Source organism: Streptomyces sp. NPDC039430, from assembly GCF_055639435.1.
Genome location: NZ_JBVKAK010000021.1, coordinates 94201 through 118211 on the forward strand (window position 1 = coordinate 94201; position 24011 = coordinate 118211).

At 70.1% G+C, this 24011-nt stretch carries 18 protein-coding genes; 15 read left to right on the forward strand and 3 right to left on the reverse strand.

Annotation, left to right across the window (positions count from 1 at the left end; translation table 11 throughout):
• Positions 1–16 precede the first annotated feature (16 nt).
• Genes ACZ7LS_RS33450 through nuoN form a run of 13 tightly spaced genes read left to right on the forward strand, consistent with a single transcriptional unit; the run spans position 17 to position 15762 of the window.
• Positions 17–571: a NuoB/complex I 20 kDa subunit family protein gene (locus ACZ7LS_RS33450; RefSeq protein WP_046505025.1), complete on the forward strand. Its 555-nt coding sequence runs from the start codon at positions 17–19 to the stop codon at positions 569–571.
• Positions 568–1305, forward strand: coding sequence for an NADH-quinone oxidoreductase subunit C (locus ACZ7LS_RS33455; protein WP_382525748.1), 738 nt, complete (start codon positions 568–570; stop codon positions 1303–1305). Before ACZ7LS_RS33450 ends, ACZ7LS_RS33455 begins: the two co-directional genes overlap by 4 nt.
• A complete protein-coding gene (locus tag ACZ7LS_RS33460) occupies positions 1305–2636 on the forward strand; it encodes an NADH-quinone oxidoreductase subunit D (protein WP_382525749.1) in 1332 nt (443 codons plus the stop codon). The genes ACZ7LS_RS33455 and ACZ7LS_RS33460 overlap by 1 nt, the downstream gene beginning before the upstream one ends.
• Before the next feature lie 35 nt (positions 2637–2671).
• Positions 2672–3541, forward strand: a complete 870-nt coding sequence (nuoE, locus tag ACZ7LS_RS33465) for an NADH-quinone oxidoreductase subunit NuoE (RefSeq protein ID WP_385134631.1) — start codon at positions 2672–2674, stop codon at positions 3539–3541.
• The gene (nuoF, locus tag ACZ7LS_RS33470; protein WP_356516655.1) at positions 3541–4902 is read left to right on the forward strand and encodes an NADH-quinone oxidoreductase subunit NuoF; all 1362 of its coding nucleotides are present in this window, start codon (positions 3541–3543) and stop codon (positions 4900–4902) included. The genes nuoE and nuoF overlap by 1 nt, the downstream gene beginning before the upstream one ends.
• Positions 4899–7454, forward strand: coding sequence for an NADH-quinone oxidoreductase subunit G (locus ACZ7LS_RS33475; protein ID WP_385134610.1), 2556 nt, complete (start codon positions 4899–4901; stop codon positions 7452–7454). The genes nuoF and ACZ7LS_RS33475 overlap by 4 nt, the downstream gene beginning before the upstream one ends.
• The gene (gene nuoH, locus ACZ7LS_RS33480) at positions 7451–8851 is read left to right on the forward strand and encodes an NADH-quinone oxidoreductase subunit NuoH (protein ID WP_385134612.1); all 1401 of its coding nucleotides are present in this window, start codon (positions 7451–7453) and stop codon (positions 8849–8851) included. Before ACZ7LS_RS33475 ends, nuoH begins: the two co-directional genes overlap by 4 nt.
• Complete coding sequence (gene nuoI / locus ACZ7LS_RS33485) at positions 8844–9449, forward strand: NADH-quinone oxidoreductase subunit NuoI (protein WP_382525755.1); 606 nt, start codon at positions 8844–8846, stop codon at positions 9447–9449. The genes nuoH and nuoI overlap by 8 nt, the downstream gene beginning before the upstream one ends.
• Positions 9446–10324: an NADH-quinone oxidoreductase subunit J gene (locus tag ACZ7LS_RS33490; RefSeq protein WP_385134614.1), complete on the forward strand. Its 879-nt coding sequence runs from the start codon at positions 9446–9448 to the stop codon at positions 10322–10324. Before nuoI ends, ACZ7LS_RS33490 begins: the two co-directional genes overlap by 4 nt.
• The gene (gene nuoK, locus ACZ7LS_RS33495) at positions 10321–10620 is read left to right on the forward strand and encodes an NADH-quinone oxidoreductase subunit NuoK (protein ID WP_129773108.1); all 300 of its coding nucleotides are present in this window, start codon (positions 10321–10323) and stop codon (positions 10618–10620) included. The genes ACZ7LS_RS33490 and nuoK overlap by 4 nt, the downstream gene beginning before the upstream one ends.
• 14 nt (positions 10621–10634) lie before the next feature.
• Positions 10635–12530: an NADH-quinone oxidoreductase subunit L gene (nuoL, locus tag ACZ7LS_RS33500; RefSeq protein WP_382525759.1), complete on the forward strand. Its 1896-nt coding sequence runs from the start codon at positions 10635–10637 to the stop codon at positions 12528–12530.
• Positions 12531–12535: 5 nt separating this feature from the next.
• Positions 12536–14113 (forward strand): NADH-quinone oxidoreductase subunit M, encoded by a 1578-nt coding sequence (locus tag ACZ7LS_RS33505; RefSeq protein WP_382525761.1) that lies wholly within the window; start codon positions 12536–12538, stop codon positions 14111–14113.
• Positions 14110–15762 (forward strand): NADH-quinone oxidoreductase subunit NuoN, encoded by a 1653-nt coding sequence (nuoN, locus tag ACZ7LS_RS33510; protein WP_382525762.1) that lies wholly within the window; start codon positions 14110–14112, stop codon positions 15760–15762. The genes ACZ7LS_RS33505 and nuoN overlap by 4 nt, the downstream gene beginning before the upstream one ends.
• Positions 15763–15870: 108 nt before the next feature.
• On the opposite strand, the gene fahA is transcribed toward nuoN, so the two are convergent.
• The 3 genes from fahA to ACZ7LS_RS33525 form a co-directional block, all read right to left on the reverse strand.
• Positions 15871–17094, reverse strand: coding sequence for a fumarylacetoacetase (fahA, locus tag ACZ7LS_RS33515; protein ID WP_382671656.1), 1224 nt, complete (start codon positions 17092–17094; stop codon positions 15871–15873).
• A 301-nt stretch (positions 17095–17395) separates the two neighbouring features.
• Complete coding sequence (locus ACZ7LS_RS33520) at positions 17396–19411, reverse strand: CocE/NonD family hydrolase (RefSeq protein ID WP_385134616.1); 2016 nt, start codon at positions 19409–19411, stop codon at positions 17396–17398.
• Between the two features lie 173 nt (positions 19412–19584).
• On the reverse strand, positions 19585–21090 hold the full coding sequence (locus ACZ7LS_RS33525) for a peptide MFS transporter (RefSeq protein WP_385134618.1): 1506 nt from the start codon (positions 21088–21090) through the stop codon (positions 19585–19587).
• Positions 21091–21244: 154 nt separating this feature from the next.
• On the opposite strand from ACZ7LS_RS33525, the gene ACZ7LS_RS33530 reads away from it, so the two are divergent.
• Together ACZ7LS_RS33530 and ACZ7LS_RS33535 are read left to right on the forward strand one after the other, a co-directional pair.
• Positions 21245–22255, forward strand: coding sequence for a polyprenyl synthetase family protein (locus ACZ7LS_RS33530; RefSeq protein ID WP_382525770.1), 1011 nt, complete (start codon positions 21245–21247; stop codon positions 22253–22255).
• 304 nt (positions 22256–22559) lie between these two features.
• Positions 22560–23864, forward strand: a complete 1305-nt coding sequence (locus tag ACZ7LS_RS33535) for a LolA family protein (protein ID WP_385134620.1) — start codon at positions 22560–22562, stop codon at positions 23862–23864.
• Positions 23865–24011: the final 147 nt, after the last annotated feature.

Below are 24011 nucleotides of genomic sequence, written 5' to 3' on the forward strand. Positions count from 1 at the left end.
GGCTGAGGGGCCACCAATGGGACTCGAAGAGAAGCTGCCGAGCGGTTTTCTGCTGACCACCGTCGAACAGGCCTCGGGCTGGGTGCGGAAGTCATCCGTCTTCCCCGCGACCTTCGGCCTCGCGTGCTGCGCCATCGAGATGATGACGACCGGTGCCGGGCGGTACGACCTGGCGCGGTTCGGCATGGAGGTCTTCCGCGGTTCGCCGCGGCAGGCCGATCTGATGATCGTGGCCGGGCGGGTGAGCCAGAAGATGGCGCCGGTTCTGCGGCAGGTCTATGACCAGATGCCCAACCCCAAGTGGGTGATTTCCATGGGGGTTTGTGCATCATCGGGCGGAATGTTCAATAACTACGCGATTGTCCAGGGTGTGGATCACATTGTCCCTGTCGACATCTATTTGCCCGGCTGCCCACCGCGGCCCGAGATGCTGATGGACGCCATTCTCAAGCTCCACCAGAAGATCCAGAGCTCCAAGCTCGGGGTCAACGCGGAGGAAGCGGCCCGCGAGGCGGAGGAGGCGGCCCTCAAGGCGCTCCCGACGATCGAGATGAAGGGGTTGCTGCGGTGACCGGCGACCAGGGATCCGGAGAGCGGCCCTCCGGAAGCAACGTTCCGTCCGCGCGCGAGGACACCGGCGAGCCCATCCGCGTACAGAAGGGCATGTTCGGCGCCAACAACGGCGGCGACACCTCCGGATACGGCGGGCTCGTCAGGACCGTGCTGCTGCCGGGCGCCTCCGCCCGGCCGTACGGCGGCCCCGGCGGGTCCTTCGACGAGATCGCCGACGAGCTGGAAGGCGCGCTGGAGGAGCAGGGACTCGTCCCGGAGAACGCCATCGAGAAGACGGTCGTCGACCGCGGCGAACTCACCTTCCACGTCGCCCGCGAGCACCTCGTCCAGGTCGCGCGCACCCTGCGCGACGACCCGGCGCTGCGCTTCGAGCTCTGTACGGGGGTGTCGGGCGTCCACTACCCGGGCGACAAGGGCCGCGAGCTGCACGCCGTCTACCACCTGCGCTCGCTCACCCACAGCCGGCTGATCCGCGTCGAGGTCTCCGCGCCGGACGCCGACCCGCATGTGCCGTCCCTGGTCGAGATCTATCCGACCAACGACTGGCACGAGCGCGAGACGTACGACTTCTTCGGGCTGATCTTCGACGGCCACCCCGCCCTGACCCGGATCATGATGCCGGACGACTGGCAGGGCTTCCCGCAGCGCAAGGACTATCCGCTCGGCGGGATCGCCGTCGAGTACAAGGGCGCCCAGATCCCGGCTCCGGACCAGCGGAGGTCGTACTCCTGATGTCTGCTCCCCACGCACCCCACGCCACGCCCCGCGCGACCACCGAGGGCACCGTATATACGGTCACCGGCGGCGACTGGGACGAGGTCGTCCAGTCCGCAGCCAAGGCCGACGACGAGCGGATCGTCGTCAACATGGGTCCCCAGCACCCCTCCACCCACGGAGTGCTGCGGCTGATCCTGGAGATCGAGGGCGAGACCGTTACCGAGGCCCGCTGCGGCATCGGCTATCTGCACACCGGTATCGAGAAGAACCTCGAATTCCGCAACTGGACGCAGGGCACCACCTTCGTCACGCGCATGGATTACCTGACGTCGTTCTTCAACGAGACGGCGTACTGCCTGGGCGTCGAGAAGCTGCTCGGCATCGAGGACGACGTACCGGACCGGGCCACGCTCATCCGCGTCCTGCTGATGGAGCTGAACCGGCTCTCCTCGCACCTCGTCTGCATCGCCACCGGTGGTATGGAGCTGGGCGCGACGACGATCATGATCTACGGCTTCCGTGATCGTGAACTGATTCTCGATGCCTACGAGCTGATCACCGGCCTGCGGATGAACCACGCGTTTATCCGCCCCGGCGGCCTCGCCCAGGACCTGCCCCCGGGCGCCGTCGACCAGCTGCGCGAGCTGCTGAGGACGCTGCGGAAGAACCTGCCGGAGTACGACAAGCTCGCCACCGGCAACCCGATCTTCAAGGCCCGTATGCAGGACGTCGGCTATCTCGATCTGACCGGCTCCATGGCGCTGGGCGCCACAGGACCGATCCTGCGCTCCGCCGGGCTCCCGCACGATCTGCGCAGGAGCGACCCGTACTGCGGCTACGAGACCTTCGACTTCGAGGTCCCGACCGCCGACACCTGCGACGCGTACGGCCGCTTCCTCATCCGGCTGGAAGAGATGCGGCAGTCGCTGCGGATCGTCGAGCAGTGCCTGGACCGGCTGGAGCCGGGCCCGGTGATGGTCGCCGACAAGAAGATCGCCTGGCCCGCGCAGCTCGCGCTCGGCCCCGACGGCCTCGGCAACTCGCTCGACCACATCAAGAACATCATGGGCACGTCCATGGAGGCTCTGATCCATCACTTCAAGCTGGTGACGGAGGGCTTCCGGGTCCCGCCGGGACAGGCGTACGCCGCCGTGGAGTCGCCCAAGGGCGAGCTGGGCGCGCATGTCGTCTCCGACGGCGGCACGCGCCCCTACCGGGTCCACTTCCGCGACCCGTCCTTCACCAATCTCCAGGCCATGGCGGCGATGTGCGAGGGCGGCCAGGTCGCCGATGTCATCGTCGCCGTCGCGTCCATCGACCCCGTGATGGGAGGCGTCGACCGGTGACCACCACACCGCCCAACGCGGGGGTGAGCCTGGGGATGCCACAGCTCCCCGCTCCCGACTACCCGGCCGATGTGCGCGCCAGGCTGGCAGCGGACGCCGAGGAGATCATCGGCCGCTACCCCGGCTCCCGGTCCGCGCTGCTTCCGCTGCTGCACCTCGTGCAGTCCGAGGAGGGCTTCGTCTCCCGTACGGGGATGGCCTTCTGCGCCGAGCTGCTCGACCTGACCACCGCCGAGGTCACGGCCGTCGCGACCTTCTACTCCATGTACCGCCGCAAGCAGGGCGGCGACTACCAGGTCGGCGTCTGCACCAACACGCTCTGCGCGGTGATGGGCGGCGACGCCATCTTCGACGCGCTGAAGGAGCACCTCGGCGTCGGCAATAACGAGACGACCGACGACGGCAAGGTCACCCTCGAACACATCGAGTGCAACGCGGCCTGCGACTTCGCGCCCGTCGTGATGGTGAACTGGGAGTTCTTCGACAACCAGACACCGGACAGCGCCAGGCGGCTCGTCGACGACCTGCGCGAAGGGCAGACCGTCCAGCCGACCCGCGGCGCGCCCCTGTGCACATACAAGGAGACCGCGCGCATTCTCGCCGGCTTCCCCGACGAGCGCCCCGGCGCCGTCGAGGCCACCGGCGGCGCCGGGCCCGCGTCGCTGATCGGTCTGCGGCTGGCCAAGGGCGAGACGCCCGAGCCGCGCGTGGTGCGCCCGCGCGACTCCGGGGCGCCGCGCGACGCGGCGCAGCCGGGCGCCGAGCACCTCAGCTCGCACGCCGGCCCGTCGCCCGACCACCACCCCACAACGAGTCCCTCCGGGACACCGGAGACATCGCCGCAGCAGACCTCGGCCTCCGACCCGGACCACCCGGCCGGACCCGCAGCCGAGGAGGGGGAGTGATGACGATGGCCGCCGCGCTCAACGAGAACGGGACCAGCCCCGAGAAGATCCTCGCGCCCGTCCTGTCCGCCTTCTGGGACCAGCCGGAGTCCTGGACGCTGGAGACCTACGAGCGGCACGAAGGGTACGAGGGGCTGAAGAAGGCCCTCGCCATGCCGCCCGACGACGTCATCGCGTACGTCAAGGACTCGGGCCTGCGCGGCCGCGGCGGCGCGGGCTTCCCCACCGGGATGAAGTGGCAGTTCATCCCGCAGGGAGACGGCAAACCGCACTATCTCGTCGTCAACGCGGACGAGTCGGAGCCGGGCACCTGCAAGGACATCCCGCTCCTCTTCGCCAATCCGCACTCCCTCATCGAGGGGATCGTGATCGCCTGCTACGCGATCCGGTCGCAGCACGCGTTCATCTACCTGCGCGGCGAGGTCGTCCCCGTACTGCGCAGGGTGCAGGAAGCCGTGCGCGAGGCGTACGCGGCGGGGTATCTCGGCAAGAACATCCTGGGCAGCGGGCTCGACCTCGATGTCATCGTGCACGCGGGCGCGGGCGCGTACATCTGCGGTGAGGAGACCGCGCTGCTCGACTCCCTGGAGGGCCGTCGCGGACAGCCCCGGCTGCGTCCTCCCTTCCCGGCGGTGGCGGGCCTTTACGCCTGCCCCACCGTGGTGAACAACGTCGAGTCCATCGCGTCCGTTCCCGCGATCCTCAACCGCGGCAAGGACTGGTTCAAGTCGATGGGCAGCGAGAAGTCCCCGGGCTTCACGCTCTACTCGCTCAGCGGCCATGTCACCAGCCCCGGCCAGTACGAGGCCCCGCTCGGCATCACACTGCGCCAGCTGCTCGACATGAGCGGCGGCATGCGGGCGGGCCACCGGCTCAAGTTCTGGACGCCGGGCGGCTCCTCGACCCCGATGTTCACCGACGAGCACCTCGATGTCCCGCTGGACTACGAGGGCGTGGGCGCCGCCGGATCCATGCTCGGCACGAAGGCGCTCCAGTGCTTCGACGAGACCACGTGCGTCGTACGGGCCGTCACCCGCTGGACCGAGTTCTACGCCCATGAGTCCTGCGGCAAGTGCACGCCATGCCGCGAAGGCACCTACTGGCTGGTGCAGTTGCTCCGCGACATCGAGGACGGCAAGGGACAGCTGTCCGACCTCGACAAGCTCAACGACATCGCCGACAACATCAACGGCAAGTCCTTCTGCGCGCTCGGCGACGGTGCCGCGTCCCCGATCTTCTCCTCGCTCACGTACTTCCGCGAGGAGTACGAGCAGCACATCACCGGCAAGGGCTGCCCCTTCGACCCCGCGAAGTCCACCGTCTGGGCAGACCGGAACCCGCACCTGGAGGTGAACGCATGACCGTGACGACGAGCGCTCCCTCCGGCGGCGGCGAGGCGGCGGTCCCGCCCGAGGATCTCGTCTCGCTGACCATCGACGGCATCGAGATCTCCGTCCCCAAGGGGACCCTGGTGATCCGCGCCGCCGAACTCCTCGGCATCGAGATCCCGCGCTTCTGCGACCATCCGCTGCTCGACCCGGCCGGCGCCTGCCGCCAGTGCATCGTCGAGGTGGAGGGCCAGCGCAAGCCGATGGCCTCCTGCACCATCACGTGCACCGACGGCATGGTCGTCAAGTCGCAGCTGACCTCCCCGGTCGCCGAGAAGGCCCAGCGCGGGGTGATGGAGCTGCTGCTCATCAACCACCCGCTGGACTGCCCGGTCTGCGACAAGGGCGGCGAATGCCCGCTCCAGAACCAGGCCATGCAGGTCGGCGACCCGGACACCCGCTTCGAGGGCAAGAAGCGGACGTTCCAGAAGCCCGTCCCGATCTCCACGCAGGTGCTGCTGGACCGCGAGCGGTGTGTGCTGTGCGCGCGCTGTACGCGGTTCTCCAACCAGATCGCGGGCGACCCGATGATCGAGCTGATCGAGCGGGGCGCGCTCCAGCAGGTCGGCACCGGCGAGGGCGACCCCTTCGAGTCGTACTTCTCCGGGAACACCATCCAGATCTGCCCGGTCGGGGCGCTGACCTCGGCCGCGTACCGCTTCCGCTCCCGCCCGTTCGACCTGGTGTCCTCGCCGAGCGTCTGCGAGCACTGCGCGGGTGGCTGCGCCACCAGGACCGACCACCGGCGCGGCAAGGTCATGCGGCGGCTGGCCGCCAACGACCCCGAGGTCAACGAGGAATGGCTGTGCGACAAGGGGCGGTTCGGCTTCCGCTACGCGCAGAAGCCCGACCGGCTCACCACCCCGCTCGTACGCAACGAGGACGGTGTCCTCGAACCGGCGAGCTGGCCCGAAGCGCTGGAGGCCGCCGCCCGCGGTCTGGGCGCCGCGCGCGGCCGGGCCGGCGTCCTGGCGGGCGGCCGGCTCACGGTCGAGGACGCCTACGCCTACGCCAAGTTCGCCCGGGTCGTCCTCGGCACCAACGACATCGACTTCCGCGCACGCGTGCACAGCACCGAGGAAGCCGACTTCCTGGCCGCCCATATCGCCGGCCACGGCCGTGACCTGGACGGTACGGGGCTCACGTACACCACGCTGGAGAAGGCTCCGGCCGTGCTGCTCGCGGGCTTCGAGTCCGAGGAGGAGGCGCCCGGCGTCTTCCTGCGGCTGCGCAAGGCGCACCGCAACCGCGGCCAGCGCACCTTCTCGCTCGCCCCGTACGCCACCCGCGGTCTGGAGAAGGCCGGCGGCACGCTGCTGCCCGCCGCGCCCGGCACCGAGACCGAGTGGCTGGACGCGCTGGCGGCCAACCCGGTCAGCGCCGGACTCGAAGGGGACGGCGAACGGGCCTCCCAGGCGCTGCGCGAGCCGGGCGCCGTGATCGTCGTCGGCGAGCGGCTCGCGGCCGTACCCGGCGGGCTCACCGCCGCCGCGCGGGCCGCCACCGCGACCGGCGCGAAGCTGGTGTGGATCCCGCGGCGGGCCGGCGAGCGCGGCGCGGTGGAGGCGGGCTCGCTTCCGTCGCTGCTGCCCGGCGGCCGTCCCGCCACCGACCCGCGGGCCCGTGAGGAGACCGCGGCGGTCTGGGGCGTACGCGAACTGCCGCACCACTACGGCCGCGACACCGGCCAGATCATCGAGGCCGCCGCCACCGGCGAGCTGGCCGCCCTGGTCGTCGCGGGTGTCGAGGTCGCGGACCTGCCCGACCCGGCGGGCGCGCGGGCCGCGCTGGACGCCGTCGGCTTCCTCGTCTCGCTGGAGCTGCGGCCGAGCGAGGTCACCGAGCGGGCCGATGTGGTCTTCCCGGTGGCGGCCGTCGCGGAGAAGTCCGGCACGTTCCTCAACTGGGAAGGCAGGGCGCGGCTGTTCGAGGCCGCGCTGAAGCCGGAGCAGATGACCCGGCGCCTGGCCCCGGCCGACGCGCGCGTGCTGCACATGCTGGCCGACACGCTCGCCGCCACACCTGCCGCCACCGAAGGCGCCGGCGTACCCGGCGACTTCGGACTGCCGGACCTGCGGGCCGTACGCACCGAGCTGGACCGGCTCGGCCGCTGGGAGGGACCGCGCGCCACCGAGCCGCTGGAACCGTCCCGTCCGGTGCCCAGGCCCGGCGACGGCGAGGCGGTCCTCGCGGGCCACCGGCTGCTGCTCGACCTCGGCCGGCTCCAGGAGGGCGACGACGCGCTGGCCGGCACCCGGCACGCGGCGGTCGCCCGGCTCTCCGCCGTGACGGCCGCCGAGACGGGCGTCAAGGACGGCGACGAGCTGTCCGTCACCGGCCCGCTGGGCACGGTCACGCTCCCGCTCCAGGTCACGCGGATGCCGGACCGGGTGGTCTGGCTGCCGCTCAACTCCACGGGCGGCGGGGTCCTCGCGGACACCGGCTCCCGCCCCGGCACGCTCGTCCGTATCGGCCCGGCCGAGGCAAGGGACGCGGCCACGGAAGCACCGGAGGTGCGCGCATGACCGCCCTCGCCCAGTTCGCGGCGGCGCCTGGGACCGTCCTCGCCGCGGAGGACCTGTCGATGTTCGGCCGGGACCCGTGGTGGCTCGTGGTCGTCAAGGCCGTGTTCTGCTTCGCGTTCCTGCTGCTGACCGTGCTCTTCGCCATCGTGTGGGAGCGCAAGGTCGTCGCCTGGATGCAGCTGCGCATCGGCCCCAACAGGCACGGCCCCTGGGGCATGCTCCAGTCGCTCGCCGACGGCGCCAAGCTGATGTTCAAGGAAGACATCATCGTCAAGCGCGCCGACAAGGTGGTCTACGTCCTCGCGCCGATCATCGCGGCGGTGCCGGCGTTCATGGCGATCGCCGTGATCCCGTTCGGCCCGGCCGGCAACGAGGTGTCGATCTTCGGCCACCGCACCACGATGCAGCTGACCGACCTGCCGATCGCGATGCTCTACATCCTCGCGGTCGCCTCGGTCGGGATCTACGGCATCGTCCTCGCGGGCTGGTCGTCGGGGTCGACGTATCCGCTGCTCGGCGGGTTGCGCTCGTGCGCGCAGATGATCTCGTACGAGATCGCCATGGGCGCCGCGTTCGCGTCGGTGTTCCTCTACTCGGGGTCGATGTCGACCTCGGCGATCGTCGAGGCCCAGGCCGACCGCTGGTACATCATCCTGCTGCCGGTCTCCTTCATCATCTACATCGTCACGATGGTGGGCGAGACCAACCGCGCCCCCTTCGACATGCCGGAGTCCGAGGGCGACCTCGTCGGCGGCTTCAACACCGAGTACTCCTCGATCAAGTTCGCGATGTTCATGCTCGCCGAGTACATCAACATGGTCACCGTCTCGGCCGTCGCGACCACGCTCTTCCTCGGCGGCTGGCGCGCTCCGTGGCCGATCTCCACGTTCTGGGAGGGCGCGAACCACGGCTGGTGGCCGCTGCTCTGGTTCGTGGTGAAGGTGCAGCTGCTGCTGTTCTTCTTCATCTGGCTGCGCGGCACGCTGCCGCGCGTGCGCTACGACCAGCTGATGAAGCTCGGCTGGAAGGTCCTGATCCCGGCCTCGGTGGTCTGGCTGATGGTCGTCGCGACCGTACGGGCCCTGCGCAACGAGAACTACGGCTTCCAGTCGATCGTGCTGTACGTCCTCGGGGCGGTCATCGCGATCCTGCTGCTCTCCTTCGTCGCGGACATCTTCCGCGACAGGAAGGAGAAGGCCGCGGCGGCGAACGAACCGGAACCCCCGGCCTTCGACCCGATGGCGGGCGGATTCCCCGTACCGCCGCTGCCGGGACAGGAGTTGCCGCCCGTACCGCGCAGGCGGCCACGACGTGACCGCGAGCTGATTGTCAGTGGCGGGGGCAATACTGTGAGTGACGGTACCGAGAGTGACGGAAAGGAGGCTGACAGTGTCTGACTCTTCGCCGGGGGACATCCCGCGTCCCCCCCGGAATCCGGTGGCCGGCTTCGGCGTGACCTTCAAGGCCATGTTCAAGAAGCGGCTGACCGAGCAGTACCCGGAACAGCAGAAGGTGACGGCGCCGCGCTTCCACGGCCGGCATCAGCTGAACCGGCATCCGGACGGGCTGGAGAAGTGCATCGGCTGCGAGTTGTGCGCCTGGGCGTGCCCGGCGGACGCGATCTATGTGGAGGGCGCGGACAACACGGACGAGGAGCGCTACTCCCCGGGGGAGCGCTACGGCCGCGTCTACCAGATCAACTACGCGCGCTGCATTCTGTGCGGTCTGTGCATCGAGGCGTGCCCGACCAGGGCGCTCACGATGACCAATGACTTCGAGCTGGCCGACAGCTCCCGCGAGAACCTGATCTATACGAAGGAGCAGCTGCTCGCGGGCCTCCAGGAAGGCATGGTCGAGTCGCCGCACTCGATCTTCCCCGGGACCGACGAACAGGACTACTACCGGGGGCTGGTCACCGAGGCCGCGCCGGGTACGGTCCGGCAGGTCGCGGTGAGCAAGGGCGAGAAGCCGACGGACGAGGAGGTCGGTGCATGAGCCTGCTCGCCGCGTCCGCCCTCTCGTCCGTCACGTCTGTTTCCTCTTTCACTGGCGCCCCTTCCTTCGCCGCCGCCGCCACGACGACCTCGACCGGTGAGGCCGTCCAGTTCTGGATCCTCGGCACCGTCGCCGTGATCGGCGCGCTCTGCACGATCCTGATGAAGAAGGCCGTGCACAGCGCGCTGTGTCTGGCCGCGACGATGATCATCCTCGCGGTCTTCTATCTCGCCAACGGCGCCTATTTCCTGGGCGTGGTGCAGATCGTCGTCTACACCGGCGCGATCATGATGCTGTTCCTCTTCGTGGTCATGCTGGTCGGTGTCACCGCCGCCGACTCCCTCAAGGAGACGCTGAAGGGGCAGCGCTGGTGGGCCGCCGCCTGCGGGCTCGGCTTCGGTGTGCTGCTCATCGGCGGGATCGGCAACGCCTCGCTGAACTCCTTCACCGGGCTCGGCCAGGCCAACGCCGGCGGCAACGTCGAGGGGCTGGCCACCCTGATCTTCACGCGGTACGTCTTCGCCTTCGAGATCACCGGCGCGCTGCTGATCACCGCGTCCGTCGGCGCGATGGTGCTCACGCACCGCGAGCGCACCGAACGGGCCAAGACCCAGCGGGAGCTGGCCGAGGCGCGCGTACGCAAGGGCACACAACTGCCCCCGCTGCCTGCCCCCGGTGTCTACGCCCGGCACAACGCGGTGGACATCGCCGGTCTGCTGCCCGACGGCACCCCGTCCGAGCTGACGGTCAACAAGACGCTCAAGGACCGCGGACAGATCCGCGATGTGTCGAACGAGGCCATCGCGGACCTCAAGGCGCTGGAGCAGCGGTCGTCGGAGCGGCTGGGCCGCGAGGATGAGGAGGTCAAGCGATGAATCCGGTCAACTACCTCTATCTCGCCTCGCTGCTGTTCACCATCGGCGCGGCCGGGGTGCTGATCCGGCGGAACGCGATCGTGGTGTTCATGTGCGTCGAGCTGATGCTGAACGCCTGCAACCTCGCGTTCGTCGCCTTCTCCCGGATGCACGGCAATCTCGACGGCCAGATCATCGCCTTCTTCACGATGGTCGTCGCCGCCGCGGAGGTCGTGGTCGGGCTCGCGATCATCGTGTCGCTGTTCCGTTCCCGCCACTCGGCCTCGGTCGACGACGCCAGCCTGATGAAGCTCTGAGGGGTCGCTGAATCGTGGAGAACTTGATTGCGCTGCTTGTCGCGGCGCCTCTGCTCGGAGCGGCGGTCCTGCTGTGCGGCGGGCGTCGGCTCGACCGCGTGGGCCACTGGCTCGGCACACTGCTGGCCGCCGCGTCCTTCGTGATCGGTGTCGTGCTCTTCAGCGACATGCTCGGCAAGAGCGGCGAAGGCCGCTCGCTGCACCAGCATCTGTTCAGCTGGATCCCCGTCGAGGGGTTCCAGGCGGACATCGCCTTCCAGCTCGACCAGTTGTCGATGACCTTCGTCCTGCTGATCACCGGCGTGGGCACGCTCATCCATATCTATTCCATCGGGTACATGGAGCACGACGAGCGGCGCCGCCGCTTCTTCGGCTATCTGAACCTGTTCCTTGCGGCGATGCTGCTGCTGGTCCTCGCCGACAACTACCTGCTGCTGTACATGGGCTGGGAGGGTGTCGGGCTCGCCTCGTACCTGCTCATCGGGTTCTGGCAGCACAAGCCCAGCGCGGCCACGGCCGCCAAGAAGGCGTTCCTGGTCAACCGCGTCGGCGACATGGGTCTGTCGATCGCGATCATGCTGATGTTCACCACCTTCGGGACCTTCGCCTTCGGCCCCGTCCTGTCGTCCACGGGCGACGCGACGGAGGGCAAGCTGACGGCGATCGGCCTGATGCTGCTGCTGGCCGCGTGCGGCAAGTCGGCGCAGGTGCCGCTGCAGTCCTGGCTCGGTGACGCGATGGAGGGCCCGACCCCGGTGTCGGCCCTGATCCACGCGGCGACGATGGTGACGGCGGGCGTGTATCTGATCACCCGCTCCGGCGCGATCTTCAACGCGGCGCCGGACGCACAGCTGGTGGTCGTGGTGGTCGGCGCGGTGACGCTCCTCTTCGGTGCGATCGTCGGTTGCGCGAAGGACGACATCAAGAAGGCCCTCGCGGGCTCGACGATGTCGCAGATCGGCTACATGATCCTGGCGGCGGGCCTCGGCCCGATCGGCTATGTCTTCGCGATCATGCACCTGGTGACGCACGGCTTCTTCAAGGCCGGGCTCTTCCTCGGCGCCGGTTCGGTCATGCACGGCATGAACGACGAGGTCGACATGCGGAAGTACGGCGGCCTGCGGAAGTACATGCCGGTCACGTTCGTCACGTTCGGTCTCGGCTATCTGGCCATCATCGGCTTCCCCGGGCTGTCCGGCTTCTTCTCCAAGGACAAGATCATCGAGGCGGCCTTCGCCAAGGGCGGTACGGAGGGCTGGATCCTCGGCGCCGTCACGCTGCTGGGCGCCGCGATCACCGCGTTCTACATGACGCGCGTGATGGTGATGACGTTCTTCGGCGAGAAGCGCTGGCAGCCCGATGAGAACGGACACGAGCCGCGTCCGCACGAGTCCCCGAAGTCCATGACCATCCCCATGATCATCCTGGCCTTCGGCTCGGTCTTCGCCGGCGGGTTCTTCTCCATCGGGGACCGCTTCCTGCACTGGCTGGAGCCCGTCACCGGACATTCGCACGGGAACCCGCCGGTCAGCGCGGCCACCGTCACCACCGCCACCGTGGTCGTGATGGTTCTCGGGGTCGCCCTCGCCTGGTTCATGTACGGACGCAAGCCCGTGCCGGTGGCCGCCCCGCGCGGCTCGCTGCTCACCCGCGCCGCCCGCCGCGATCTCCTCCAGGACGACTTCAACCATGTCGTCCTGGTCCGCGGCGGCGAGCACCTCACCCGCTCCCTGGTCTATGTCGACCACACCCTGGTCGACGGCGTGGTCAACGGCACCGCCGCGTCGTTCGGCGGGCTCTCCGGCCGGCTGCGCAAGCTGCAGAACGGCTACGCCCGCACCTATGCGGTCTCGATGTTCGGAGGTACGGCAGTGCTCATCGCCGCGACCCTGCTGATGAGGGCGGTGTAACGGACATGTCGTTCCCGCTTCTGACGGCGACGGCCGCGCTGCCCGCGGTCGGCGCGATCGTCACGGCGGCCGTCCCGGCCGCCCGGCGCACCGCCGCCAAGTGGCTGGCGCTGCTCTTCTCGCTCGCCACGCTCGTGCTGGCCGCCCTCGTGGTGGTCCGCTTCGAGCCCGGCGGTGCCCGCTATCAGCTCACCGAATCGCATGCCTGGATCGCGGACTTCGGGGTCCGGTACGAACTGGGCGTGGACGGCATCGGGGTGGCGCTCCTCGCGCTGACCGCGCTGCTGATCCCCTTCGTCATCCTGGCCGGCTGGCATGACGCCGACCCGCTGGAAGAGGTGAACCCGAACCGCCGCTGGCGGCCGACCCAGGGCTTCTTCGCGCTGATCCTGATGGTCGAGGCGATGGTGATCCTCTCCTTCGAGGCCACCGACGTCTTCCTCTTCTACATCCTCTTCGAAGCCATGCTCATCCCGATGTACTTCCTCATCGGCGGCTTCGGCGACCGCGCCCACAGCGGCGGGGACGAGGCGGCGGCCACCCAGCGCTCGTACGCGGCCGTCAAGTTCCTCCTCTACAACCTGGTCGGCGGCCTGATCATGCTGGCCGCCGTCATCGGGCTCTATGTCGTCGCGGGCAGCTTCTCGCTCTCCGAGATCGCCGAGGCGCGGGCCAATGGCTCGCTGTCCATCGCGACCGACACCGAGCGGTGGCTCTTCCTCGGCTTCTTCTTCGCCTTCGCGGTGAAGGCGCCGCTGTGGCCGCTGCACACCTGGCTGCCCAATGCCATGGGCGAGGCCACCGCGCCCGTCGCCGTACTGATCACGGCCGTGGTCGACAAGGTCGGCACGTTCGCGATGCTGCGCTTCTGCCTCCAGCTCTTCCCCGAGGCGTCCACATGGGCCACGCCGGTGATCCTGGTGCTCGCGCTGATCAGCATCGTCTACGGGGCGCTGCTCGCCGTCGGCCAGCGGGACATGAAGCGGCTGATCGCGTACGCGTCGATCTCCCACTTCGGCTTCATCATCATGGGCATCTTCGCGATGACCAGCCAGGGCCAGTCGGGCGCCACGCTCTACATGGTCAACCACGGGATCTCGACGGCCGCGCTGATGCTGGTGGCCGGCTTCCTGATCACCCGGCGCGGTTCGCGGCTCATCGCGGACTACGGCGGGGTGCAGAAGGTCGCGCCGGTTCTCGCCGGGACGTTCCTGATCGGCGGGCTCGCGACGCTCTCGCTGCCGGGGCTCTCCCCGTTCGTGAGTGAATTCCTGGTCCTGGTCGGCACGTTCAGCCGGTATCCGGTGATCGGCATCATCGCCACCATCGGCATCGTGCTCGCCGCGCTCTATGTCCTCGTGCTCTATCAGCGCACGATGACGGGACCGGTGAAGCCCGAGGTCAGGACGATGCCCGATCTGCGCGTCCGGGAGCTGGTGGTCGTCACCCCGCTGATCGCGCTGCTCCTCTTCCTGGGTGTCTACCCGAAGCCGCTGACCGAGATCGTCAACCCGGCGGTGGAGCACACGCTCTCCGACGTCCAGCAGACCGATCCCAAGCCCGAGGTGGAGGCCGCTCCATGAGTGCGACTGTCGTCCACAGCCTGTGGACAACGACGGCGGCCGACGGGATCACCAAGATCCCGGCCCCGAACATCGAGTACGCGCAGCTGTCACCCGTACTGATCGTGCTGGGCGCGGCGGTCCTGGGCATCCTGGCCGAGGCGTTCGTCCCGCGCCGGGGCAGGTACTACACCCAGCTGTTCCTCTCCGTGGTCGCCCTGGCCGCCGGCTTCGCGGCGGTGGTCGGGCTCGCGGCCGGCGGATACGGCACGACCAAGAAGCACATCGCGGCCATGGGCGCCATCGCCGTCGACGGTCCGGCGCTCTTCCTCCAGGGCACGATCCTGCTGGCCTCGATCGTCGCCGTGTTCACCTTCGCCGAGCGCAAGCTCGACCCGGAGGCCCACGGCAACCGCGTCGACTCGTTCGTGGCGCAGGCCGCGGCCGTACCGGGCAGCGACAGCGAGAAAGCGGCGGTCAAGGCGGGGTTCACCACTACCGAGGTGTTCCCGCTGGCCCTGTTCGCCGTCGCGGGCATGCTGGTTTTCCCGGCGGCCAACGACCTGCTGACGCTCTTCATCGCGCTGGAAGTCTTCTCGCTCCCGCTCTACCTCCTCTGCGCCCTCGCCCGCCGCAAGCGGCTGATGTCGCAGGAGGCGGCGGTCAAGTACTTCCTGCTGGGCGCCTTCTCGTCGGCGTTCCTGCTCTTCGGGATCGCCCTGCTGTACGGATACGCGGGCTCCGTCTCGTACGCGCGGATCGCGGAGGTCGTCAGCGGCACCGCGCAGAACGTCAACCCGGCCCTCGCCGGCACCATGGGCAATGACGCGCTGCTGCTGATCGGCGGCGCGATGGTGCTGATGGGGCTGCTCTTCAAGGTCGGCGCGGTGCCGTTCCACATGTGGACCCCGGACGTCTACCAGGGCGCGCCCACACCGGTCACCGGCTTCATGGCCGCGGCGACCAAGGTGGCCGCCTTCGGCGCGCTGCTGCGGCTGCTGTACGTCGTGCTGCCGGGGCTGCGCTGGGACTGGCGCCCGGTGATGTGGGGCGTCGTGATCGTCACGATGCTGGGCGGCGCGATCGTCGCCATCACCCAGACCGACATCAAGCGCCTCCTGGCGTACTCCTCGATCGCGCACGCGGGCTTCATCCTGGCCGGTGTGATCGCGGGGACGAGCGAGGGCATCTCGTCCGTCCTCTTCTATCTGGCGGCGTACTCCTTCGTCACGATCGGCGCGTTCGCGGTCGTCACGCTGGTGCGCGACGCGGGCGGCGAGGCGACGCATCTGTCCAAGTGGGCCGGGCTCGGGCGGCGTTCACCCCTGGTGGCCGCGGTCTTCGCGGTCTTCCTGCTCGCCTTCGCGGGTATCCCGCTGACCTCGGGCTTCTCCGGGAAGTTCGCGGTCTTCAAGGCGGCGGCGGACGGCGGCGCCGGGGTGCTGGTCGTGATCGGTGTGATCGCCTCGGCGATCGCCGCGTTCTTCTACATCCGGGTCATCGTGCTGATGTTCTTCAGCGAGCCGAAGCCGGAGGGCCCGACGGTCGCGGTGCCGTCGGTACTGACGACGACGGCGATCGCGGTGGGCGTCGCGGTCACGGTGGTCCTGGGCGTGGCCCCGCAGTACTTTCTGGACCTGGCGGGCCAGGCGGGCGGGTTCGTACGGTAGAGCGCCGTCCATGGAGTCCACGGAGTCCGTTGGAGTCCATCGACCGAGCCGGCTGCCCGGCACCCGTCGCGGGTGCCGGGCAGTCTCGTCATGTACCGGGCGGTCGGTTCAGGCGGGCACGATCCGGCCCGTGACCTCGCCGAGGCCGACCCGGGTGCCGTCGGGACCCGGGGCCCAGGCGGTCAGGGTGACCTCGTCGCCGTCCTCCAGGAACGTCCGCTTGCCGGCGGGCAGTTCGAGGGGCTCGGTGCCGTTCCAGGTGAGTTCGAGCAGGGAGCCGCGCTGCTCGCGCGCGGCGCCGCTGACCGTGCCGGACGCGAAGAGGTCCCCTGTACGGAGCGAGGCGCCGTTGACCGTCATATGGGTCAGCTGCTGGGCCGCCGTCCAGTACATGGTGGAGAACGGCGGCTCCGAGATGACCTGGCCGTTGAGCGCGACGGAGATCCGCAGGTCGAAGCCGCCCGGCTCCTCGTCGTCGGCGTCGTCCAGGTAGGGGAGCAGTTCGGCGGTACGGGCCGGGGGCGCCACCCGGGCCGCGTCCAGGGCCTCCAGCGGGGTCACCCACGCCGAGACGGACGTGGCGAAGGACTTCCCGAGGAACGGGCCGAGCGGTACGTACTCCCACGCCTGGATGTCGCGCGCCGACCAGTCGTTGAGGAGCGACAGCCCGAAGACATGGTCGCGGAAGGACGCCTGGTCCACCGCACCGCCCTGCCGCGAGGGCGTGCCGACGACGAAGGCGACCTCCGCCTCGATGTCGAGCTTGACGGAGGGCCCGAAGACCGGCGCCGGGTCGGCGGGCGTCTTGCGCTGGCCCGACGGGCGCGTCACGTCCGTACCGGACACGACGATCGTGCCCGCCCTGCCGTGGTAACCGATCGGCAGATGCTTCCAGTTGGCGGGCAGCGCGTCCCCGTCGGGGCGGAAGATCCGGCCCACATTGGTGGCGTGGTGCTCGCTCGCGTAGAAGTCGACGTAGTCCGCGATCTCGTACGGCAGATGCAGCGTGACCGAGCCGAGCGGATGGAGCAGGGGCTCTATGTCCGCGCGGTGAGCGGGCACGGTGACCCACGCGGTGAGGGCCCGGCGGACATCGCGCCAGGCCGTACGGCCCGCCGCCATCAGGGGGTTGAGGCTCGGCCTGGCCAGCAGTGCGGCGTACGGGGAGCCCAGGGCGTGCGCCGCCGCTCCCGCGTCGAGCACGTGGTCGCCGATACGGACCCCGAGCCGGCGGCGGTCGGGCTCGTCGGCGGTGGAGAACACTCCGTACGGGAGGTTGTGCGGGCCGAAGGGGTCTCCCTCGGCCGGTTCGAGCGGGCTCTGCTCGGGCATTGGTGCTGCCTCGCTTTCCGGATCGATGCAGGACACGTTACGTCGCTGTTGCCCAGCCGCGGCAGTGGTGAAAAGTCCGCCTTGACCCAAAAGTGCGGACTGTGACGGGTAGTTCGCGGAGCGTACCCGCGGTAGCCCCCGCCGCGGACCTGTTCCCCCGTCAGATCGCCGCCGTCGGGCCCGTCCCCGCCCCTCCCGGGGTACGCGCACGTCGGGTCCGTCCCCGTCCGTCCCAGGTACGCGCACGTCGGGCCCGTCCGCGTACCGCCTGGGCGCGGGCTCCGCGCCGCTGTGCGCGCGATCACCCCGCCGTGCGCGGAACGCGCTTCTCCCAGGTCCGGTGGTAGACCACCTCGTCGCCGTCGCGGCAGATCACCTCGTTGGACGTGATGAAGTCGGCCACGTCGCAGCTGATCTCGGAGCGGGTCTCGACCCGCGCGTCCCACCCCAGCTCCGGCCGGTGCAGCCGGATCCGCCAGTCCGAGCGGGCGGTGGCCGACAGCGGGTCGCTCTCCTGGATCGTGTACGTCTCCAGCGCGTCCTCGCCGAATTCGAGCCCGTCGGGATAGACGCGGGTGCCGCCGTAGCGCGGATCGACCTCCAGCCGCCACAGCCCCCGCGCCACGTCCCGGGTCACCAGCCGCTCGGGCCGCTCCTCGTCCAGTGTGACCGGCGAGACCACGCCCATCGGTTCGGCCTGCTCGGGCGGTCCGAAAGCGATCGCCCGGTCCGCGGCGGCGGTGGCGGCGGTGGCCGTACGGACCGGGAGTTCGAGCGAGCTGCCCGCCGGGTCCAGGGTGAAGCCCGCCGACTCCGCGCGCGGCCAGATCCACGGCCAGTACGCGGACGAGACCGCGAGCCTGACGCGGTGCCCCGGCGGGAAGGTGTGCCCGATGCCGTTCAGCTCGAAGGTGACGTCCTCGGTCGCGCCCTCGGGCCAGGGCGCGACCCGGTCGCGGCCCTTCCGCGCCGACAGATTGAGGACACCGCGCGTGACGAGGGTGGACGAGCCGTCCGGAGCGACGTCGCAGAGCCGGGCGATCGCCTGTCCCGCGGGGACGTCGAGCCGCAGCCGCAGCCGGACGCGCGGGCGGCCCAGGATCTCGGTCAGCCCGCCGGTGACGGGGATCTCGAAGCAGGCGGACTTCGCGTCCTCGTCGCGCTGGTCGGGCGGCAGGTCCGCGTCATTGCCGAACGGGAAGAAGCGGCCCGCGTCCAGCCCGGTCTGCTGCGGGGAGTCGACGGCCACCGGCTCGCCCTGGAAGGCGTACGGGACGACGGTGACGTTGGGCGAGGGCCAGGAGGGTTCGCCGGCCCAGCGGCCCGGCAGCTCGGGGTAGACGGTCGCGGGCGGGTGCGAGGCGCTGATCCAGGAGCGCAGCGGCGGCTCGGCCATGATCCCCGTGTCCGTGTCCTTCAGCCACTGGTCCCACCAGCGCAGGGTCTCCTGGAGGAAGCCGATCGCCGGGCCCGGCGGCAGCCCCCGGTCCGGGTACTGATGCGACCAGGGCCCGATCAGCCCCCGTACCCGCGCCGGGTCCAGGTGCTCGACGAGCCGCAGCACGGTGTCGCGGTACGGGTCGTGCCAGCCGCCGACGGCCAGGACCGCCGCCTCGATCGCGCCGTAGTCCTCGCAGACGCTGCCGTGCCGCCAGTACGCGTCCCGGGTCTGGTGGGCCAGCCAGGTGTGGACGAGGGGCTCGACGGCTTCGAGGCGGTTCAGCCACATCTCGCGCCAGCCCTCCCCGGCGTACACCGGGTCCGGCGGCCGGGCGACGAAGGCCAGCATCGTCGCCGCCCAGGCGTGCATGTCCACGGCGAGCACCGAGCCGCCCATGTAGTGGACGTCGTTGTCGTAGCGGTCGTCGGACGAGCAGACGGTGACGATCGCCTTCAGGGGCTCCGGCGCGAGGGCGGCGAGCTGGAGCGCGTTGAAGCCGCCCCAGGAGATCCCGAACACGCCCACGCGGCCGGTGCACCAGGGCTGCGCGGCGAGCCAGTTGATCACCTCGACGCCGTCGGCCAGCTCGGTCGCGTCGTACTCGTCCCCCGGCAGGCCCTCGCTGTTGCCGTGCCCGCGCACATCGACCCGTACGGACGCGTAGCCGTGGCCCGCGTACCAGGGGTGGCGCTGCCAGTCGCGCGGGGCCGTCCAGTCGCTCAGCCGGTACGGCAGGTATTCGAGCAGCGCGGGGACGGGTTCGTCGGTGACCGGGCGCCATACGCGCGCGTGGAGCCGGGTGCCGTCGGGGAGGGGGACGCGTACGTCCGTGCGGGTCGTCTCGTACGGGAAGTCGGTGCGGATGGTGGGGGGCATGCCGGTCACCTCGGCGGACGGTGCGGGGAGGGGGAAGGGCTGGGGTGCGGGTCCGGTGGCCGGGGCTCGGCGGACCCGGCGGCCGGGAGTCGGTGGGCGGGGCTCGGTGGGCGGGGTCCGGTGGACGGGGCTCGGTGGGCGGGGTCCGGTGGACGGGGCTCGGTGGGTGCGGTTCAGTGGACGGGGTGCATGGTCCGGCGCAGCCAGGGGGCCGCCGCGACCACCGCCAGACCGGCCACGACCGCGATGGCGCCGTTCACGCCGAAGTACGCGGGCTGCGACACCTGCCCGTACAGCTTCACGGTCTGTGCCTGGATGCCGTTGGCGAGGGCCAGCGAGAGGAACCAGAGCGCCAGGGTCTGGCCGGCGAACGCCTTGGGCGCGAGCTTGGTGGAGGCGGAGAGCCCGGAGGTCTCCACCAGGATGTCGCCGAGGCCGAGCAGCAGATACGAGCCGACGATCCACCAGGCGGCCATCCGGTAGTCGGTGCCGCCGTGCCCGGAGGTGGGCAGCACCATCAGCAGGAAGGACAGACCGCCGAGGATCACCCCGATCGCGATCTTGTTGGAGGCGTGCGGCTGGCGGCGGCCCATCCGGACCCAGACGGCGGCGACGACGGGCGCGAGCGCGACCTCGAAGGCGCCCAGGGCGGAGGCGTACCACCCGGCGGGGAAGGTGAAGCCGAGGATCGAGGTGTCGGCGTTGGCCGAGGCGAGCAGGATCATCGTCGAGTACGCCTGGAACAGGATGAAGTTGAAGAAGACGGAGGCTATGAACAGCACCAGATACGGGCGCAGCCGGCCGCGCTCCTCGGCGGTCACCCGCGGGCTGCGGAACATCACCACGAAGTAGACGACGGGCGCGATCACCGAGAGCACGGTGAGGACGTCGGCGAAGCGGCCGATGGTGAGCCAGCCCGCCAGCGACAGCGCGACCGCGAGGACGGCGATCACGAGCGCGCCCGCGATCATCAGCCGTACGGCCCGGCGCATCGGCTCCGGCGCGAGCGCGAACCCGGCGGCGTGCTTGCGTCCGGCCAGGTGACGGCGGCCCGCCACGTACTGGACGAGACCGAGGGTCATCCCGACGGCGGCGGCCGAGAACGCGGTGTGCCACCCGGAGTGGTCGCCGAGCCAGCCGGTGACGAGCGGGCCGAGGAAGGCACCGATGTTGATCGCCATGTAGTAGAGGGCGAAGCCGGCGTCCCTGCGCTCGTCCTCGGTGCGGTAGAGCTTGCCGACCATGGCCGACACGTTCGGCTTGAGCAGGCCCGTGCCGGCGCTGATCAGACCGAGGCCCGCCCACGTCATGCCCGCCGTGGGGACGGCCATGGCGTAGTGCCCGAGGGCGATGAGGACGCCGCCCCAGAGCACCGCGCGGTACGAGCCGAGGATCCGGTCGGCGAGCCAGCCGCCGGCCACCGAGAGCAGATAGACGAGCGTCCCGTAGGCCGCCGCGACGGAGGCCGCCGTACCGTCGGCCATCCCCAGGCCGCCGTCCTGGACCGTGGCGACGAAATAGAGGACGAGGACGGCCTGCATCCCGAGGAATGAGAAGCGCTCCCAGACTTCGAGACCGGACAGGGTCAGCAGACCTCGGGGGTGGCCGAGGAAGGCGTGATCGTCGCCTGGCGGTGGCTGCTCCGCGTTCGCTCGGGGTTCGGCCGTTGTTCCGGACAAAAGCGCTACTCCTGGTTGTATGGCTGTTCCGAACATACCGGCGGGTCCGGGAAGGCGCCCACGGTGATCGAAAGGCGACCGGATACGCTGACTTGAGTGAAGGCAGCGACACATCGACAATCCGTGTGATCGTCAGCAGACAGGAGTACTTCTCGTGACCGTCGTCGGGCCGTTCGGGCTGAGCGTGCGGGACCAGGCTCTTGAGGCCGATGTCCAGACCGGGTTGGCGGCTGTCGAGGCGGGACTGCTCGATGCCACCAAGAGCGACGTGCCCTTCATCACGGAAGCGGCGCGGCACCTGGTACGAGCCGGCGGCAAACGGTTCAGGCCGTTGTTGGTCATGCTCGCGTCACAATTCGGTGACCCGTACGCCCCCGGTGTCGTCCCGGCGGCGGTGGTCGTCGAGCTGACCCATCTCGCGACGCTGTACCACGACGACGTGATGGACGAGGCGGAGGTCCGCCGCGGCGTGGCCAGCGCCAACGCCCGCTGGGGCAATTCGGTCGCCGTCCTCACGGGCGACTTCCTCTTCGCGCGCGCCTCGCACATCCTGGCCGACCTGGGGCCCGAGGCGGTACGGGTCCAAGCCGAGGCGTTCGAACGGCTGGTGACGGGCCAGATCCTGGAGACCGCGGGACCGCGCGACGGACGCGACCCGGTCGCGCACTACCTCGATGTCGTGGGCGGCAAGACCGGTTCGCTGGTCGCCGTCTCCTGTCGCTTCGGCGCGATGACCTCAGGGGCGGACGAGTCGGTCGTCGACATCCTCACCCAGTACGGGGAGCGGCTCGGCGTCGCCTTCCAGCTCGCCGACGACGTACTCGACATCGCCAGCGACTCGCACGAGTCGGGCAAGATTCCCGGCACGGATCTGCGCGAGGGCATTCCCACGCTGCCGGTGCTGCTGCTGCGCGCCCAGGCCGAGGCGTACGGCAAGCCCGAGGACCTCGCGCTGGTCGAACTGCTGGACGGCGATCTGTCGGACGACGAGCGGCTCTCGGAGGCCCTGCGGCTGCTGCGCGCGCATCCGGCCCTGGAGCAGGCGCGCAGGGACACGGTGCGGTACGCGCAGGAGGCGCGGGCGACGCTCACGCCGCTGCCCGACGGGTACGCGAAGTCCGCGCTGATCGAGCTGTGCGACGCCGTGGTCCACCGGGCGGGCTGACGGGGCGTCCGCCCGAGGCGGGGCGGTGGGCCGGGGCGTCCGCCCGGAGCGATGGGCCGGCGTGACGTGGCGCGGGTCGGCGCGGGTTGGCGGAACGTTGTCTTCCCCTAGTGGATACGGGAAGCATCTCATCGGTATGTCATCCCAGAGCAGTACGGGAAGTTGCGCCCCGGGTCTGACGCTTATATCGAGGCCGTTTGGTCAGATGGTTAACACCACTCCTGACCAATTCGGGTGAGACTGGCGGCGCGGAGTGGACGAGTGCACGAGACCGAAGGCCGCCGACCACGGAGGTAGAGCACACATGGCACCGAACGACAGCGCACGGATCACCGAGGACGACAGGGAGCCCGGCGAGGGCCGCCGCAAGGCGGCGCGCTACGCGCTCCCCGTCGCGGTGGCGGGGGTGGCTGCGGCGACCATCGGGCTCGTCCCGGCACTCGCCGCGACCGGCGACCCCGAACTGCCGGAGATCAGCGCGCAGCAACTCATCGAGAAGATCGCCGCGTCGGAGACCGAGCAGCTCTCGGGCTCCGTGAAGATCACCACGGATCTGGGGCTCCCGCCACTGGCCGGCCTCGGCGACCTGGCGGGCGGCGCGCTCGCCGGCGGCAAGGGCGGACCGGCCGGTTCCGGCCCCACGGACGGCTCGTCCGCGGACCCGAACGCCAAGCTGATGGAGCTCGGCTCGGGCACGCACACGCTGCGGGTCGCGGTGGACGGTCCCGACAAGCAGCGGCTGTCGATCCGTGACACCGCCGCCGAGTACAGCCTGATCCACAACGGCGGCGAGGTCTGGGCGTACGACAGCGCCTCCAACGAGGCGTACCACGCGACGGCCCCGAAGGGCGCGGCCAAGGGCGGCGCGGCCGAGGACGGCGGGAAGCACGCCCCGAAGGACGCGCTGAAGGATGTCCCGGCGACCCCCAAGGACTTCGCCGAGCAGGCGCTGAAGGCCGCGGGCGACACGACGTCCGTGACCGTCGACGGCACGGCGAAGGTCGCCGGGCGCGATGCCTACCAGCTGCTCATCAAGCCCAAGCAGAGCGGTTCGACGGTCGGCTCGATCAAGGTCGCGGTCGACGCGAAGACCGGTACCCCGCTGAAGTTCACGCTCTCGCCGAGCAGCGGTGGCAAGGCCGTGGTCGATGTCGGCTTCACCGAGGTCGACTTCGCCAAGCCCGCCGCCTCCACGTTCGACTTCACGCCGCCCAAGGGCGCGAAGGTGACGCGGGGCGACGACAAGGGCGCGGGCGACAAGAGCGGGATCCCGGAGCTGCCCAAGGGCCACGACGGCGCCGAGGGGCCGAAGGAGCAGGACGCTCCGAAGGTCATCGGCGGGGGCTGGAACGCCGTCTACGAGCTCAACACCGGCGCCGGCGAGGGCTTCGCGGGCGCGGCGGGCGCGGACGCGGGGAAGTCGGGCGATGTCCCGGCCGAGGCGCGGCAGTTCCTGGACGCGCTGGGTGACAAGGTCACCGGGAAGTTCGGCTCGGGCACGGTCTTCAAGACCCGTCTGATCAACGCCCTGATGACGGACGACGGCACGGTGTACGTCGGCGCGGTCACGCAGGACGCGCTGGTCAAGGCCGCCAACGCGGCGAAGTAACGATCCGTCCGGCCTGTTCGGTTTATTCGGTCCGTCCGGCTTGTTCCGCCCCGTCGTACGTCGCGTACGGCGGGGCGGAACGCTGACCTGGGCCGGTCCGTTCTCGTACTGCCGGACGGCGACGGACGGCGCACGGACGGCGCACGG

Bases quoted from the DNA above. Each gene is read 5' to 3' on its own strand.
- ACZ7LS_RS33450 (WP_046505025.1), top strand. From the start codon at position 17: ATGGGACTCGAAGAGAAGCTGCCGAGCGGTTTTCTGCTGACCACCGTC.
- ACZ7LS_RS33460 (WP_382525749.1), top strand. From the start codon at position 1,305: ATGTCTGCTCCCCACGCACCCCACGCCACGCCCCGCGCGACCACCGAG.
- nuoE (WP_385134631.1), top strand. From the start codon at position 2,672: ATGCCACAGCTCCCCGCTCCCGACTACCCGGCCGATGTGCGCGCCAGG.
- nuoF (WP_356516655.1), top strand. From the start codon at position 3,541: ATGACGATGGCCGCCGCGCTCAACGAGAACGGGACCAGCCCCGAGAAG.
- ACZ7LS_RS33475 (WP_385134610.1), top strand. From the start codon at position 4,899: ATGACCGTGACGACGAGCGCTCCCTCCGGCGGCGGCGAGGCGGCGGTC.
- nuoH (WP_385134612.1), top strand. From the start codon at position 7,451: ATGACCGCCCTCGCCCAGTTCGCGGCGGCGCCTGGGACCGTCCTCGCC.
- ACZ7LS_RS33490 (WP_385134614.1), top strand. From the start codon at position 9,446: ATGAGCCTGCTCGCCGCGTCCGCCCTCTCGTCCGTCACGTCTGTTTCC.
- nuoK (WP_129773108.1), top strand. From the start codon at position 10,321: ATGAATCCGGTCAACTACCTCTATCTCGCCTCGCTGCTGTTCACCATC.
- ACZ7LS_RS33505 (WP_382525761.1), top strand. From the start codon at position 12,536: ATGTCGTTCCCGCTTCTGACGGCGACGGCCGCGCTGCCCGCGGTCGGC.
- nuoN (WP_382525762.1), top strand. From the start codon at position 14,110: ATGAGTGCGACTGTCGTCCACAGCCTGTGGACAACGACGGCGGCCGAC.
- fahA (WP_382671656.1), bottom strand. From the start codon at position 17,094: ATGCCCGAGCAGAGCCCGCTCGAACCGGCCGAGGGAGACCCCTTCGGC.
- ACZ7LS_RS33520 (WP_385134616.1), bottom strand. From the start codon at position 19,411: ATGCCCCCCACCATCCGCACCGACTTCCCGTACGAGACGACCCGCACG.
- ACZ7LS_RS33535 (WP_385134620.1), top strand. From the start codon at position 22,560: ATGGCACCGAACGACAGCGCACGGATCACCGAGGACGACAGGGAGCCC.